This window comes from Stappia sp. TSB10P1A (assembly GCF_900185725.1).
Taxonomy (GTDB): domain Bacteria; phylum Pseudomonadota; class Alphaproteobacteria; order Rhizobiales; family Stappiaceae; genus Stappia.
The window spans coordinates 384,139-399,425 of record NZ_FYAU01000029.1; the positions used below are offsets into that span (position 1 = coordinate 384,139).

Consider the following 15,287-nt stretch of genomic DNA (forward strand, 5'->3'; position numbering starts at 1 on the left):
GCGATGCGCGCCTTCGTGCTGGAAACCGGCTTTGGCCTTTCGCACCCTTGAAAAGGGCGAGCACTTGCGAAACATAGGCCTCTCGCTCTCGCAGGACCCGTCCCGTTGACCGCCGCCCGTCCCCAGCCGCAGAAGAAGACGAAGAAGGCGCTGGAGGCCCGGCAGGTCATCATGGCCGCCGCCGCCCGGATGATGCGCGAGCGCGGCTATGCCGACACCTCCTTGCGCGATCTGGCGGCCGAGGTCGGCATGAAGGCCGGCAGCCTCTACTACCATTTCGCCTCCAAGGACGAGCTCGCCATCGAGGTCATGCGGCTCGGCGTGCAGCGCGTCTGCGATGCGGTGAACGAGGCGCTGGCGAAGCGTCCGGACGCCGGCCCGCGCCAGCGGATCGTCATTGCGCTCAAGGTCCATCTGGAGACGCTGCTGTCGGCGAGCGACTTCGCCTCGGCCCATATCCGCTGCTACCCCTTCGTGCCGGAGGCGGTGCAGCAGGAACTGCTGGCGACGCGCCGCAACTACGACAAGGTCTGGAGCGCGATCATCCGCGATTATCTCGGACCGGATGCCGACGGCCTGCGCGTCCGCTACCTGCGCCACGCCCTGATCGGCGCGCTCAACTGGTCACTGGAATGGTTCGATCCCGCCCGCGACAGCGTCGCCGGCTATGTCGCCGCGCTCGAGCGGCTGCTGCCGCCCGAGGCGAAAATGTGAAACCAAAGTGTGAGGCGAAGTCTTGAGCCGCGCTCAGCGCTGCGAGGCGGCGACCATCGCGCCGACGCCGATGAAGGCACCGCCCGTCACCCGGTTGAACACCCGTCCCCAGCGCGTCAGCCACGGCGCCAGCCGTCCGGCCGCCCCCGCCAGCACCACCTCATAGGCGAACTCGACCGCCGCGTAGGTGCCGGCGAAGATCACGAACTGCAGCCACAGCGAGGTGCCCGGCCGCATGAATTGCGGCAGGAAGGTCGAAAAGAAGATCAGCGCCTTCGGGTTCGACAGCGCCACCAGCAGCCCTTGCGTGAAGGCGCGGCGGCGGCTGATCGGACGCGCCGCCGGGCCGCCTTCGCTCGCCGCCTGGATGCCGGCGGTGAAGGCCGGTGCCCGCCACAGCCGGATGCCGAGCCAGACGAGATAGGCCGCGCCCACCCATTTGACGACGGTGAACAGCATCTCGGAGGTCAGCATCAAGGCGCCGAGGCCGGCGAGCGAGGCACCGATCAGCACCGTCATGCCGGTGATGCAGCCGAGCGCGGTGAACACCGTCCGCCCGAGCCCGTAGCGGACCCCGTGATTGAGACACAGAAGACCGTTCGGCCCCGGCGTCAGCGACAGGGCGACCGAGGCCAGCAGGTAGACCAACCACAGATCGAAGCTCATGCCGGCACTCCAGACGGACAGACAGACAAGCAGACTGACGGAAAGATAGACAGATAGACACGCAGGCAGACAGGCAGGCGGGGACAACATGCGGCCGGCGCGAAAAGTCGGGGCCGTCGCGAGGGCGATCCTAGCACGCGCCGCGCCGTTGGAAAGGGGCCGTGCGCGGCTTGGCGATTTTGCGACGATTGAGACGGGTTTGGCCGATTTCGAGACGGAATTTTGCAAAATTCGTCTCAATTTTTGCGAGCCGTGTTATCCCCGCGCGGTCGTGAGACCGCGGGCTTTCCCCCTTGCCCCTGCCCGCCCCGCGCGGGCTATGGTGGGGCCTCGGGCGAGGGCGGGGCAGGGGTGGCCGAAACCGGAAAGGAACGGGAAAGAATGACGGAATTGCGCGCCGGCGGGGCGACGGAGACGGAGACGGGGCATCTTTCGGGCCAGCGCTTCAAGCTGCGGGTCTGGATCACCTCGCGGCTCTGGGCGCAGGTGGTCGCCGGCATGGTGCTCGGATTTGTCCTCGGTCTGCTGCTCGGCGAGGGCGCGGGCCTGGTTGCGCCGGAAACCGCCGAGGCCATCGGCCTGTGGCTGGCCTTGCCGGGCCGGATCTTCCTGGCGCTGATCGCCATGGTTCTCGTGCCGCTCGTCTTTTCCTCCATCATTGGCGGGCTCGCCGGCGCCGGATCCGGCGACACGCTGCGGCGCGTCGGCGTCCGCCTCGCCGGCTTTATCCTCGCCACCACGACGGTGGCGGCGATCCTCGGCGTGACGCTGGCGCAGTGGCTGCGGCCGGGCGCGGCAATGGCCGGTTACCCCCGCAGCGGCCAGCCGCAGCCCGGCCCCGTCCCCGGCTCCGTCCCCGGCTCCGGCCCTGGCTCCGGCCCTGGCTCCGGCGCGGAGGAGGTGGAAGCGGTTGCCGCGCCGGGCGTCGGCACGCTGCCGGATCTGATCGTCGACATCCTGCCGCAGAACCCCACCGCCTCCATTGCCCAGGGCGACATGCTCGCCGTCGTGGTGCTGGCGCTGCTGGTCGGCATCTCCGTCACCCAGATCGACCGGAGCCGGGCCGAGCCCTTCCTCAAGCTGATGGAAGCGCTGCTGTCGATCTCCATGAACATCGTCAAATGGGCGATGTTCCTGGCGCCGTTCGCCGTGTTCGGGCTGATGGCGCAACTGGTTATCCGGGTCGGGCCGGAGACGCTGGTCGGGATTTCCGGCTATGTCGGCGCGGTGCTGCTCGGTCTCGCCGCGCTGCTCGTGCTCTATCTGGCGCTGGCCGGCCTGGCCGGCGGCATCACCCCGCGCCGCTTCCTGGAGGCGGCCGGCGGCAACCTGCTGCTCGCCTTCTCGACGTCCAGTTCCTCGGCGGTGATGCCGGTGACGATCCAGACCGCGCGCCGCCTCGGCGTGCCGGAAGGCATCGCCAATCTGGTGGTGCCGCTGGGCGCGACCATGAACATGGCCGGCACCGCGCTCTATCAGGCGGTGGCGATCCTGTTCATGGCGCAACTGGCGGGAGTGGAACTGACCGGCCTGCAGATCGCCGTCGTCACCGGCACGCTGGTCGCCTCCTCGATCGGCGCGCCCGGCACCCCCGGCGTCAGCATCGCCATTCTGCTCAGCGTCGCCGCCAGCGCCGGCATTCCGGCCGATGGCATGGTGATCATTCTCGGTGTCGACCGGCTGCTCGACATGTGCCGCACGGTGGTCAACGTCACCGGCGATCTGGTCGCCTCGGTGTGCCTGCGCGGTCTTGGAGAGGAGCCGCCGGCGGCCGACCCCGACCCTGTTCCCGTCTGAGACGGGCGGGCGCGGGGCGAACGGCCGCCGGGCGTCGCCGGCCTATTCGGCCGGGGTCCTGTCGGGCGCCCGATCCGCCGTCCTGTCGGCCGCCGGCGTCGTCTCCGCCTGGACCGGCGGATGCCCGTCGTCTTCGTGCCTGGGCAGGTGGCCGTCGATCGGGATGCGGCGGAACATCCGCATCACGAAGACGAAGAACACCGGCACGAAGAACACGGCGAGGATCGTGCCGGAGATCATGCCGCCCATCACGCCGGTGCCGATGGCGTTCTGGCTGCCGGCGCTGGCACCACTGGCGATGGCCAGCGGCGTCACGCCCAGGGTGAAGGCCAGCGACGTCATCAGGATCGGCCGGAAGCGCAGATGCGCCGCCTCGATGGTCGCGTCGATCAGCGAGCGCCCCTCGGCCATCAGGTCCTTGGCGAACTCGATGATCAGAATGGCGTTTTTCGCCGACAGGCCGACAATGGCGATCAGGCCGACGGTGAAGTAGACGTCGTTCGGCATGCCGCGCAGCGTCACCGCCGTCACCGCGCCGATCACCCCGAGTGGTACCACCAGCATCACCGCGAAGGGGATCGACCAGCTCTCGTAGAGCGCGGCCAGCAGCAGGAACACGAACAGGATGCTGAGGCCGATCAGGAACGGCGCCTGCGATCCCGACTGGATCTCCTGCAGCGACTGGCCCGTCCACTCGTAGCCGAAGCCGGCCGGCAACTGGCCGGCCAGCCGTTCCATCTCGGCGATGGCATCGCCCGACGAATAGCCGGGCGCCGCCTCGCCGGAAATGCGGATCGACGGGTAGCCGTTATAGCCGACGATCTGCGAGGGGCCCTTGCGCCACTCGACGCTGGCGAAGGCCGAGAGCGGCACCATGCCGCCATTGCTGTTGCGCACATTGAGCCGCAGCAGGTCGTCGGTCTGCATGCGGGCGTCCTGGTCAGCCTGCACGGTGACCCGCTGCATCCGCCCGGAGTTGGGGAAGTCGTTGACATAGCTCGAGCCGAGATTGGCCGAGATGGTGGCGTTGATGTCGGCGAAGGCGACGCCGAAGGCATTGGCCTTCTCGCGGTCGATGACGAGATCGACCTGGGCGGCGTCCGGCAGGCCGTCGATGCGCAGGCTGGTCAGCGCCGGGCTCTGCCCGGCGGCGCCCATCAACTGGTCGCGGGCGGCGGCGAGTGCCTCGTTGCCGCGGCCGCCGCGATCCTGCAGGCGGAAGGTGAAGCCGTTCGAGGTGCCCAGACCCTGGATCGCCGGCGGCGACAGGGCGAAGGAGATCGCGTCCTTGATGCCGAAGAGCTGGCCGTTGGCGCGCCCGGCGATGGCGCCGGCGGAATCCGACGGTCCGCGCTCCGACCAGTCCTTCAGCGTCACGAAGGCAAGACCGGCATTCTGGCCGGCGCCGGAGAAGCTGAAGCCGAGAATGCCGACAATGCGCGACACGGCGCTTTCCTTGCCGAAGATCGCCTCGACCTGCTCCATCACCTCCAGCGTGCGGTTGGCGCTCGCCTCGGGCGGGGCCTGGATGTTGACCAGCAGATAGCCCTGGTCCTCGTTCGGCAGGAAGGAGGAGGGCAGGCGCATGAAGCCCCAGCCGAGGCCGACGAGCAGGGCGAGATAGATGATCATCATCCGTCCGGCCCGGCGCGAGATCCAGGAGACGACGGAGCTGTAGCCGTTGGTGGTGCGGCCGAAGCCGCGGTTGAACCAGCCGAAGAAACCCTTCTTCTCCTCGTGGTGCCCCTTCGGGATCGGCTTCAGCATGCTGGCGCACAGCGCCGGGGTGAAGGACAGCGCCAGGAAGCCCGAGAACAGGATCGACACGACCATGGTCAGGCTGAACTGCTGGTAGATGACGCCGACGGCGCCCGGGAAGAACGCCATCGGCACGAACACCGCCGTCAGCACCAGGGTGATGCCGATGATCGCGCCGGTGATCTGCGTCATCGCCTTGCGCGTCGCCGCCCGCGGCGACAGGCCTTCCTCGGCCATGATGCGCTCGACATTCTCCACGACGACGATGGCGTCGTCGACGAGGATGCCGATCGCCAGCACCATGGCGAACATGGTCAAGACGTTGATCGAGAACCCGGCCGCCAGCATCACCGCGCAGGTGCCGAGCAGCGCCACCGGCACCACCAGCGTCGGGATCACCGTGTAGCGGAAGCTCTGCAGGAACAGGAACATCACCACGAAGACGAGGGCGACGGCCTCCAGCAGCGTGTGGATCACCTTCTCGATCGACGCCTCGACGAAGGGCGAGGTGTCGTAGGGGATCTCGTAGGCGATGCCGGGCGGGAAGAAGCGGGCAAGTTCCTCCATCTTGGCGCGCACCGCCTCGGAGGTCGCCATGGCATTGCCGGTGGGCGAGAGCTGCACGCCGATGGCAGCGCTCGGCTGGCCGTTCAGCCGGGTCGAGAAATTGTAGCTCTCGCCGCCGATCTCGATGCGCGCGACATCCGACAGGCGGACGGTCGAGCCGTCCGGATTGGCTCTGAGCACCACCTGGCCGAACTCCTCGATCGAGGAGAGCTGGCCCTTGACCAGCACGCTGGCGGAGATCTGCTGGGTGATCGGATTGGGCAGCGCGCCGATGCGTCCCGCGGCGACCTGGGCGTTCTGCGCCCGGATCGCGTTGACGATGTCGCTCGACGTCAGGTTGAGGCCGAGCATCTTGTCCGGGTCCATCCAGATGCGCATGGAGCGCTCGGTGGCAAAGAGCTGGGCGCTGCCGACGCCGTCGATCCGGCGCACCTCGCCGAGCACGTTGCGGCTGAGATAGTCGCCGAGGTCGACCACGTTGTAGGAGCCGTCGGTGGAGGTGACCGAGACCACCATGAGGAAGCCGGCGCCGGCCTGCTCGATGCGGATGCCCTGCTGGGTGACGATGCTGGGAAGGCGCGGCTCGACGCGGCGCACCGCGTTCTGCACGTCGACCGAGGCCTGCGACACGTTGGTGCCCGGCTGGAAGGTGGCGGTGATCGAGATCCGGCCCGAACTGTCGGAGGTGGATTCGAAATAGATCAGGCGGTCGACGCCGTTCAGCTCCTCCTCGATGGGCCGCGTGACGCTGAGATAGGCGTCTTCCGGCGCGACGCCCGGATAGTTGGTCGAGATGGAGATCTGCGGCGGCGCGACGTTCGGATACTGGGCGACGGGCAGGAAGGGGATCGCGATCACGCCGGCAAGCGTGATGAAGATGGCGATGACCCAGGCGAAGACCGGCCGGTTGATGAAAAAGGACGGCATCAGATCAGATCCTGTGGGACCGGCCCGCGGGCGGCGCGGGAGGGCGCCGGCGGCCACGGGTGGGCCGTTGCGTCAGGACGGGGCGGGGCGGCCCTGGCGGGCCGGCCGTCCCGACGGGTTAGTTGGCCGCGACTTCGGCCGTCTTCTGGGCGCCCTGCCAGGGCGTCGCCGCGACGGGCGCGCCGGGGCGCAGCTTCTGGAAGCCCTCGACGATCACCTTGTCCCCGGGCGCCAGGCCCTTGGTGATGACCCAGCGGGTGCCGACGATGCGGCCGGTCTCGACGGAGCGCAGCTCCGCCTTGTCCTCGGCGCCGACCACATAGACCTGCGCCTGGCCGCCGGCGTTGCGCTGCACCGCCTGCTGCGGCACGGCGACGGCGTTTTCCTCGATACCCTGCTCGATCAAGACCCGGACATACATGCCCGGCAGCAGGTCGCCGTCCGGATTGGGGAACTCGCCGCGCAGGGTGATCTGGCCCGTCGTCGTGTCGACCGCGGCCTCGGAAAACAGCAGCCGGCCCTTTTGCGGATATTCTTGTCCATCATCCAGCTTGAGCCGCACGGCGGCCTCGCCGGCGCGCGGACCGGTCAGCGCGCCGACCTGCAGCGACCGGCGCAGGCTCAGCAACTGGTTGGCGGATTGAGTGAAATCGGCGTAGACCGGGTCGAGCTGCTGGATCGTCGCGAGCACGCCGCTGGAGGAATCGACCAGCGCGCCCTCGGTCAGCAATGCCCGGCCGATGCGCCCGGAGATCGGCGCCCGCACTTCCGAGAAATGCAGGTTGAGCTCGGCCGCGTCCAGACCGGCCTGGGCGATGGCGACATCCGCGTCGGCCTGGGCGAGGGCGGCGATGGCGTTGTCGCGCGCCTGCACGCTGGTCACCCGGCGCTCATGCAGCTCCTTCTGCCGGTCCGCGTCCTGGCGGGCCTGCAACTGCACCGCCTGGGCGCGCTGCAGCGTCGCCCGCGCGCTCGCCACCTGGACGCGAAACGGTTCGGGATCAATGCGATAGAGCACGTCGCCCTCCTGGACGATGCTGCCCTGCTCGAACACCCGCTCGACCAGAATGCCGGAGACGCGCGGGCGCACCTCGGCGATCCGCGTCGGGGCGATGCGTCCCGGCAACTCGTTGGTAATCGGCAGCGTTTCGGCCGCGAGTTCGACGAAACTCACGCCGGTCGGCGGCATGGCGGGGGCGCCCGCCTGGTTCTTGCTGGCAACGTCGTTGCAGCCGGCCAGCAGCGCGGCGGCAAGGATCACGGCAGTCAGTCTGGATGTCATCGGGGCGACCTCTCGGGGGAAGAGGAGGGTGAGGGGGCGGGCGCGGGAACCTGGTCCACGAGCCAGCCAATTTCGGCAATGATTCTAGCGCGTTCTTCCGGCGCCCAGTTGTGCAGTCCGAGCCATTCGAGCGACATCAGTCCCTCAAGGGCGAGAAAGGCAAGCAGCGCCCCGCGCGGACTGCGCGAGGTGCCGGTGATCTGGGCGATGCGCTGGCCATAGGTCCGCGCGATCGGCTCGCGCAGGTCGGCGTCCTGGGCGAGCGAGGCGAGCAGGCCGAGCGCCACCGCCCGGTCCTCCTCGGTGAGCAGGTGCGAGGCCACCTCGATACGGCTGCGGATTGCCGCGTCCGGATCGCCGGAAAAGCTCTCCGCCAGTGCCTGCTCGCAGCTTGTGTGCGCGGCCACCCGCCGTTCGACGACCGCTTTGATCAGGGCCTGTTTGGTCTTGTAGTCGTAAAGGACGCTGGCCTTGCTGATGCCGGCCTCGCAGGCCACCGCATCGAGCGTCAGGCGCGCCGCGCCGTCCCGGATCACGACCTGTTCGGCCGCGTCGAGCACGGTGTCGCGCTTGATTGTCCGCTTGCGTCCCATTCCAGCCTCGGTTTTTCCAACCGGATGGATATATATTTTCCAACGGCGGATGCAACCGCTTTTTGCGCCGCAGCACGGAGGGAAGATCGGGTCCCGGGGGCGTCAATCGCTGCCGCGGACCTGCAGGGGGCGGCGGCGGGAGGGATGCGGCGTGCGCGGCCCGAGCATCTCCCGCATGCGGCCGGCCGTGCTGCGCAGCACTGGCGCCGCCCGCTCGCGGACATCGTCCGCCGGGTCGGCGCAGCGCATGGCGACGAGCAGCGCCACGGTCGTCGGGTCGAGCCGCGTCTGCAACTCGGACAGGGGCGCCGGCCGGCCGATCAGATAGCCCTGCACCTCGTTGCAGCCTTCCTCCGCCAGCACCCGCAATTCGTCCGCCTCCTCGACGCCTTCCGCCACCACGCTCATGCCGAGCGCGTCGCCGAGCCGGACGATGGTCTCGACGATGGAGCGTGCGCTCGGCGTCTTGCGCATGGCGCGGATGAAGGACCGGTCGATCTTGATGACGTCGAAGGGGAAGCGCGACAGATAGCCGAGCGACGAGTAGCCGGTGCCGAAATCGTCGAGGGCGATGCGCACGCCCAGCGATTTGAGCGCGGTAAGGATCTGCAGCGCCCGCCGGTCGTCGTCGATCAGCACGTTCTCGGTGACTTCGAGTTCCAGCCGGCTGGCGGCAAGCCCGGCCGTTTCCAGCACCTCGCGCACCGTCTCGACGAAGTGCTTCTCGCGGAACTGCAGCGGGCTGACATTGACGCTGATGCGCGGGATCTCGGGATGGGCGCAGGCGATGGCGCAGGCCTGGCGCAACACCCACTCGCCGATGGCGATGATGCGGCCCGACTGCTCGGCGACGGGAATGAAGTCGTTCGGGCTGATCATCCCCTTTTCCGGGTGATGCCAGCGGATCAGCGCCTCGTAGCTGCCGATGCCGTTGCTCCTGAGGTCGAGCCGCGGCTGCAGGTGGAGCTCGAACTCCTCCCGCTCGACGGCGAGGGTCAGATCCGCCTCCAGCAGCCGGCGCTTGCGCAGCACCGCGTCCATACCGTCCTCGAACAGGCAATAGGTGTTGCGGCCGAGGCTCTTGGCCTTGTACAGCGCGGTGTCCGCGCGCGAGACGATGATCTCCGCGTCGTCACCATGCAGCGGGCTGACGGCGATGCCGATGCTGGCGCCGCTGCGCAGCGTCAAGCCGTTGCCGCAATCGATGGGCTGCGACAGGACATGGACGATCCGGTGCGCGAGGTCGGCTGCCTGGTTGGCGAAGGCGATCTGGTGCTGGATGACGGCGAATTCGTCGCCGCCGAGCCGCGACACGGTGTCGGTACCCGGCACCATCGCCTTCAGCCGGTCGGCGGTGACGCGGATCACCCGGTCTCCGGCGAGATGACCGTGAACGTCGTTGATTTCCTTGAACCGATCGAGGTCGATCATCAGCACCGCGGCGGATCCCCCGCGCCGCCGCGCCTCCGCCAGCACCGCCGACAGCCGCTCGGAAAAGACCGTCCGGTTGGGCAGGTCGGTGAGCGGATCGTGCTGGGCGAGGTGGCGGATGTGCTGCTCCGCCTTCTTGCGGTCGCGCAGGTCGACAATGGCCGATACCCGGGTGCGCTCGCCCCGATAGATCACTTCGCGGGCGCGCACCTCCACCGGGACGAGGCTGCCGTCGACATGAACGATGCGCAACTCGTTGGGACCGCTTTCGCTCAGGGCGAGTTGGTGCCGCACCCGCTCGCGGTCCTCCTCGATGACATGGTCGAGGATCGCGCTGCCCTTGAGCTCGTCCAGCGATCGGCCGGTGAGTTCCTCCAGCGCGTGGTTGCCGTCGATGATCGTGCCGCGTACCGAAATGACGATCGCCTCGAAGGTGGCATTGGCAAGCGCGGTGAGCCGTTCCGCCTCCTCCTCCGCGCGGCGCAACTCCGCCTCGCGGCCGCGCGCCCGTTCCTCGTTCTGGATCGACTCCATCAGACGGTTGAACAGCCTGCTCATCCGCTCCGCCTCGTCGCCCGGCTCCACGGCTAAGCGCAGGCTGAGATCGGCCCGCCCCTCGACGAGCCGGCCGACGGCATCCTCGACATGGCCGATGCCGAGCCGGGTGCCGTGCTCGGCCTCGTTGAGGCCGCGGATCTCGCCGTCGTGGTCGATGCGCAGGGCGACGCCCCGCTTCAGGACCAGGAAGAAGATCAGGCCAAGAGTGAAGGCGAAGGCGAAGTTGAGCGCCGCGCCGCCCGCCTGCACGGCAAGCTGTGCCAGCCGGTCGCCGGTCGGCAGGTTCGCGACCGGGGCCAGCAGGGCGAGGCCGAGCGTGCCGACCACGCCGGCAATGCCATGCACGCTGATGGCGCCGACCGCGTCGTCTATCCGGAACTGCCGCTCAAGGACAGAGATGCCGGCGACCGCGGCAAAGCCGCCGGCAATGCCGATGACCAGCGCCCCTTGCGGCTCCAGCACCATGCAGCCGGCGGTGACCGCGACAAGCCCGCCGATCATCCCCGAGAAAGCCTTTGCGGGCAGCAGAACGCCCTCCCGCGCCCAGGCGGTCAGATAGCCGGCGCAGGTGCCGGCGGCGGCGGCCAGCACGGTGTTGGCGATGACATGGGCAATGTCCGGGGACGCCTTCAGCGTCGAGCCGCCATTGAAGCCGATCCAGCCGACAAACAGCAGCAAGGCGCCGGCGGTCGCCAGCACCGGGCTGTGCCCCTGGAAGCGCACCGGCCGGCCTTCGGCGTCGAAGCGCCCGATGCGCGGACCGATGACGAGGCAGGCCGCCAGCGCGATCCACGCGCCGGTGCCATGCACGACGGTGGAGCCGGCGAAATCGACGAAGCCGGCATTGCCCAGGAAGGCGCCGGGATTTTTGACAAGCGCGTTGCCCCAGGCCCAGTGGGCGAAGACCGGATAGACCAGGCCGGCGATGAAGACGGAGCAGGCGACATAGGCTGCCAGCGGCATCCGCTCGGCAACCGCGCCGGAGACGATGGTCGCCGCCGTGCCGCAGAACATCACCTGGAAGACGAAGAAGGCAAGACCCCAGGAATCCAGCCCGCCGAGCAGCAGCATGGCCGGATCGAAGCCTATCCCGACGCTGGATGTGGGCCCGAAGGCGACCATGAAGCCGACGGCCGCAAAGACCAGCACGGAGAATGTGAAGTCCAGGAGGTTCTTCTGGGCGACGTTGATCGCGTTCTTCGAGCGCACCGTTCCCGCTTCCACCAGCAGGAAACCGACCTGCATCAGCAGCACCAGGCCGGCGGCGACCAGCAGCCAGACCAGGTCCAGGGTGCGGTGCAGCGAAGCCAGTGCCGCTGTCTCGCTCGCAGACGCCTGTGCGATCCCTGCGGACAGCACCGCCAGCGCTGCGGCGCAAGCCAGGATAGGCTGTCGAAGCCTTGAGCCGAATGCCGCCATGTGCCCCCAAGATCCCCGTCTGTCCTTTGTTTGTCGCAGGTTAGGAACCAGCAGTTAAAAACTGATTGAAACCTCATGATTGTGGATTGAACGTCAGGATTGCATGATAGAGAGCCCGCTTAAGCCATTGCGACCGGCGGCTTTTTATTGTGCATCGCGATATGTACTTCTTCCCTAGCGGCAGTTTTTCGCCCGGGTGACCGGCCTCCGCAGGCGCAGCCATGGCCGGGAGGCCGGAGATCGGCCAACAGCCGCTTCACTTTCCGCAGCGATGGGTTAGGATCGCGCGCTGATTGCAACCGGCACATCGCACAGGCATTCCTACGTCATGGAAAATCCGCTCATGTCCTTTTCTTTTCGTCATTCCGTTTCCGGTTTTCGTCGTGCCGCATTGGCCGGATTGATCCTGGGCGCAAGCTTCGGCACGGCCGCCGGGCAGGATGCCGCGCCGAAACCGGCTGAGGGCGGCGCGGCGGCGCCGAACTGGGTGGTGCAGTGCTCGGAGGCGACGGAGACGGCGCCGAAGCGCTGCCGGGCGCTGCAGAACATCGTCATGCAGGACAGCGGGCAGCGCCTGCTGACCGTTGTCGTCGAACCGCGCGAGGGCGCCCCCAACCATGCGCTGGTGCTGGCGCTGCCGCACGGCGTTTTCCTGCCGACCGGCACGCAGATCCAGGTCGACGAGGGCGAGCCGGTGGCGATGGCGATCCAGACCAGCGACGCCAATGGCGCCTATGCCGGCACGGCGATCAGCGACGAGTTGCTGGCCTCGCTGAAGAAGGGGCAGCGCCTGATCGTCGCCTTCAAGACCGCGCAGCAGCAGGATCTGGCGATCCCGGTGACGCTGATCGGCTTCACCGCCGCCTATGGCCAGCTCGGCGGCTGAGCGGCTGCCCGGCGCGGTGGCCAAAGGCCCGGCGGGCGGGGGTCTGCCGGGGAAACGAACAACGGGCAGGCCGATGGGCCCGCCCGTTGCGCGTCAGGGTGGAGGCGAAGCTCAAGCCTCGGCCGTACGCCGGACCAGGTCCGCCCAGTTCCGCATCGACCACAGATGCGCGTAGATCACCGGCAGGGCGCCGCTCTTGCGCAGATCGAGGAAGGCCTGGTCGGACAGGGCGTTAACGCGGGTCTCGTCGATGATGCTGAAGTCGTTGACATTGAGCACCTCGCCGCCCGGCAGGGTGAAGCGGCCGGCATTGGGGGCGAACAGGTCGTGCTCGGCGATCTGGCGCATCAAGGCCTCGCTCTCGCGGCTCTCGCGCTGGAACGCGGCGCAGAAGTCGAGCGCCTTGCGCGTCGCCTCGGTCGGCTCGGCGCCCTCGAAAAACCGGGTCTCCCCGTCGGCGGTGATCTTGTCGCTGGCTGCGTCGATGCACAGGGCGAACTCGCTCGCCTCGTCATTGCGCGCCAGGATGAACGGATAGCGGCGCACATAGGAGGGAATGTAGGTGTCCGCCGCCCAGGCCCCCTCGCCGTCGACGAAGAGGTTGCGGTCCTGCCGCAGACCGAGCACGGCGACGGCGGCCGGCGGGGTGGTGCCGGCGGCGAAGACGATCGGATAATGGCGCGCGGCGACGCCGAATTCGATGGCATTGAGGGGAACGGCATGGGTGCGGGCGGCGAACCGGTAATCCGGCGCAAGAGCGATGCCGAGGTCGCCGTGGCGGTCGGCCCTGAGGGCTTCCGGGCGGCTGTAGAACAGCGGCAGCGCGGACGGCCCTCCCGACGCCGGGCGCGGCGTGTCCGTGTCGGCTTGGGTGCTGGTCATAATGGTCCGTCCTCGATTATGCATTTGTGATGAATGGTTGCTGCCCCGTCGACGACCGGACGGCGAATTTCTTGTACAAGTCCAACGGCTGGTTGCCTAGACCATACCATCCGGCCTTCAATAAGCGCGAGTGCCGACGGAGTCGGCCTCCGCGCGCGGCGTTGGGGAAGATCGGGAAACCATGGCGACACTTGGCGAAAGCCACCAGGGCGTGACCTTCAGCGGCGAGGACATCCGCCTCGATGGCGCGGCCTATCGGGCCTGCGTCTTTCGCGACTGCCGGATGCGCTATGAGGGCGGCCCTCTGCCGGTGCTGGAGGGCTGCGATTTCGTCGGTTGCAGTTGGGCCTTCGACGGCGCGGCGGCGAACACGCTGCTGATGCTGGGCGCGCTCAACCAGGGCGGTTTCGCCCCGGTGGTCGAGGCAACGCTCGCCGCGATCCGCAGCGGCGATGTGCTGTCCACGCCCGCGCAACCGGCCACCGCCGCTCGCAGCCCCGGCGCCCGGGTCATCGATCTCGGCTTCGGCCGGTTCCCCGTGCCGAGATTGCGGCGCCGTCCGGTCACGGGCAACGGAGAGGGGCACTAGTCGCCTTGCCGGTCCCGTGCGAACTTCAGAGTCGAAAAGAGTGTCGAGCAAGCTTATGTTTCTAATGTGGTTTTGGAGTTTGAATTAGGCTCCGAGGAGCGCTGGCAGAACGAGGCGACTTTCAAAGTCACCACACTGGATCGTCCTGCGTCTTTCACGATGCCAAGGGCCGATGCCGCAACGGGGGACGGATGACCGACATGCTGGATCTTGCGACGGTAACCAGGACCGATTTCGAGGCGATGCGGCAGGAGCCGATCCTGCTGGTCGCGGCCAATGGCACGGTCGATCTGTCGATCGAGGAGGTTCGCCAGATGGGCAGCGGAGCCGGCATGCGCGCGGGCGGCGCCTTCTCCGTTGTCTTTCGCGGCCCGGCCACGCCGTTTGTCGAACAGGCGATTCACCGGCTGGAGGTCGGCCTGCCCGACAGCGGCCGGCAGGCGGCTCTCGACCTCTTCCTGGTGCCGGTCGGCCATGATGCGCAGGGGCGCCTCTATGAGGCCGTCTTCACCTGACCGCAGCGGTCAGGCCGGCGATCCGGTCTCGGTGTCGATCGCGGGGCCGGAAAGCGGATCGCACGGCGGCGACCAGCGCATCAGTTGATAGACCCCGGCCTCGCCGGACGTGACGAAGCCGAGGCGCAGGTAGAGCCGCATCGCCGGATTGAACTGCTCCACATGGATGCTGACGCTCCGCCCGCCAGCGGCGGCGAGGGCCAGCACGTCCTCCAGCATCGCCCGACCCAGCCCCTGGCCGCGCTGGTCCGGCATCAGGGCGATGTCGATGATGCGGATCTCACTGTCCCGCGTGTCGAGATAGAGCCGGCCGACGGGCCCGCCCGAGACTTCCGCGATCAGCCAGTCGCTGCCGGGAAAATACCGCATGTAATGGCTGTGCTGGGCCTGGAACTGCTGGGCGAGAAAGGCCTGCTTCTGTTCCGCGCTCCATGGCACCGGGGCAAGCTCCTCCTCCCGGGTCGAGGCATAGAGGCGAAACAGGAACGGCAGGTCGTCGGCCTCCTGCATCCGTCGGAAGCCCAGCCCCCGTTCCCGTGCGCGCGGCAGGTCAGGAAGGTTCGCAGACCCCGTCCGGGCAGGAGGGGCGGACGGGCCGAGGCTCTCCGGTACGGCGACGCCGGACACGCTCGACTTGCCGGTGGAGCCCGGGCGAGGGCGCTCGTCCGGGACCGGGGTCTGCTCGCTCATCTTGCGCGGTCCT

Annotated in this window: 12 protein-coding genes; 5 read left to right on the top strand and 7 right to left on the bottom strand. The window is 68.3% G+C overall.

Features of this window, described 5'->3' with window-relative positions; all coding sequences use genetic code 11:
* Positions 1-105 precede the first annotated feature (105 nt).
* Positions 106-714 carry a TetR/AcrR family transcriptional regulator gene (locus TSB10P1A_RS15665; protein WP_186388855.1) on the top strand — a complete coding sequence of 203 codons (609 nt, stop codon included), beginning with the start codon at positions 106-108 and terminating at the stop codon, positions 712-714.
* Between the two features lie 33 nt (positions 715-747).
* Here the strand turns inward: TSB10P1A_RS15665 and TSB10P1A_RS15670 are convergent, their stop codons facing one another.
* Positions 748-1,380 carry a LysE family translocator gene (locus TSB10P1A_RS15670; RefSeq protein ID WP_186388856.1) on the bottom strand — a complete coding sequence of 211 codons (633 nt, stop codon included), beginning with the start codon at positions 1,378-1,380 and terminating at the stop codon, positions 748-750.
* 381 nt (positions 1,381-1,761) lie between these two features.
* On the opposite strand from TSB10P1A_RS15670, the gene TSB10P1A_RS15675 reads away from it, so the two are divergent.
* Positions 1,762-3,177: a dicarboxylate/amino acid:cation symporter gene (locus TSB10P1A_RS15675; protein ID WP_186388857.1), complete on the top strand. Its 1,416-nt coding sequence runs from the start codon at positions 1,762-1,764 to the stop codon at positions 3,175-3,177.
* A gap of 42 nt (positions 3,178-3,219) precedes the next feature.
* Here the strand turns inward: TSB10P1A_RS15675 and TSB10P1A_RS15680 are convergent, their stop codons facing one another.
* The 4 genes from TSB10P1A_RS15680 to amt form a co-directional block, all read right to left on the bottom strand.
* The gene (locus TSB10P1A_RS15680; RefSeq protein WP_186388858.1) at positions 3,220-6,429 is read right to left on the bottom strand and encodes an efflux RND transporter permease subunit; all 3,210 of its coding nucleotides are present in this window, start codon (positions 6,427-6,429) and stop codon (positions 3,220-3,222) included.
* A gap of 118 nt (positions 6,430-6,547) precedes the next feature.
* Positions 6,548-7,711, bottom strand: a complete 1,164-nt coding sequence (locus TSB10P1A_RS15685; protein ID WP_186388859.1) for an efflux RND transporter periplasmic adaptor subunit — start codon at positions 7,709-7,711, stop codon at positions 6,548-6,550.
* On the bottom strand, positions 7,708-8,304 hold the full coding sequence (locus TSB10P1A_RS15690) for a TetR/AcrR family transcriptional regulator (protein ID WP_186388860.1): 597 nt from the start codon (positions 8,302-8,304) through the stop codon (positions 7,708-7,710). The genes TSB10P1A_RS15685 and TSB10P1A_RS15690 overlap by 4 nt, the downstream gene beginning before the upstream one ends.
* Positions 8,305-8,406: 102 nt before the next feature.
* On the bottom strand, positions 8,407-11,712 hold the full coding sequence (amt, locus tag TSB10P1A_RS15695) for an ammonium transporter (protein WP_208987109.1): 3,306 nt from the start codon (positions 11,710-11,712) through the stop codon (positions 8,407-8,409).
* Between the two features lie 343 nt (positions 11,713-12,055).
* On the opposite strand from amt, the gene TSB10P1A_RS15700 reads away from it, so the two are divergent.
* Complete coding sequence (locus tag TSB10P1A_RS15700; RefSeq protein WP_186388861.1) at positions 12,056-12,598, top strand: invasion associated locus B family protein; 543 nt, start codon at positions 12,056-12,058, stop codon at positions 12,596-12,598.
* Positions 12,599-12,709: 111 nt separating this feature from the next.
* Here TSB10P1A_RS15700 and TSB10P1A_RS15705 read toward each other — a convergent pair whose 3' ends face one another.
* The gene (locus tag TSB10P1A_RS15705; RefSeq protein ID WP_186388862.1) at positions 12,710-13,480 is read right to left on the bottom strand and encodes a SapC family protein; all 771 of its coding nucleotides are present in this window, start codon (positions 13,478-13,480) and stop codon (positions 12,710-12,712) included.
* Positions 13,481-13,661: 181 nt separating this feature from the next.
* Between TSB10P1A_RS15705 and TSB10P1A_RS15710 the strand changes: the two genes are divergently transcribed.
* On the top strand, positions 13,662-14,069 hold the full coding sequence (locus tag TSB10P1A_RS15710) for a hypothetical protein (RefSeq protein WP_186388863.1): 408 nt from the start codon (positions 13,662-13,664) through the stop codon (positions 14,067-14,069).
* Between the two features lie 191 nt (positions 14,070-14,260).
* The gene (locus TSB10P1A_RS15715) at positions 14,261-14,584 is read left to right on the top strand and encodes a hypothetical protein (RefSeq protein ID WP_186388864.1); all 324 of its coding nucleotides are present in this window, start codon (positions 14,261-14,263) and stop codon (positions 14,582-14,584) included.
* Between the two features lie 9 nt (positions 14,585-14,593).
* Here the strand turns inward: TSB10P1A_RS15715 and TSB10P1A_RS15720 are convergent, their stop codons facing one another.
* Positions 14,594-15,274, bottom strand: coding sequence for a GNAT family N-acetyltransferase (locus TSB10P1A_RS15720; RefSeq protein ID WP_186388865.1), 681 nt, complete (start codon positions 15,272-15,274; stop codon positions 14,594-14,596).
* Positions 15,275-15,287: the final 13 nt, after the last annotated feature.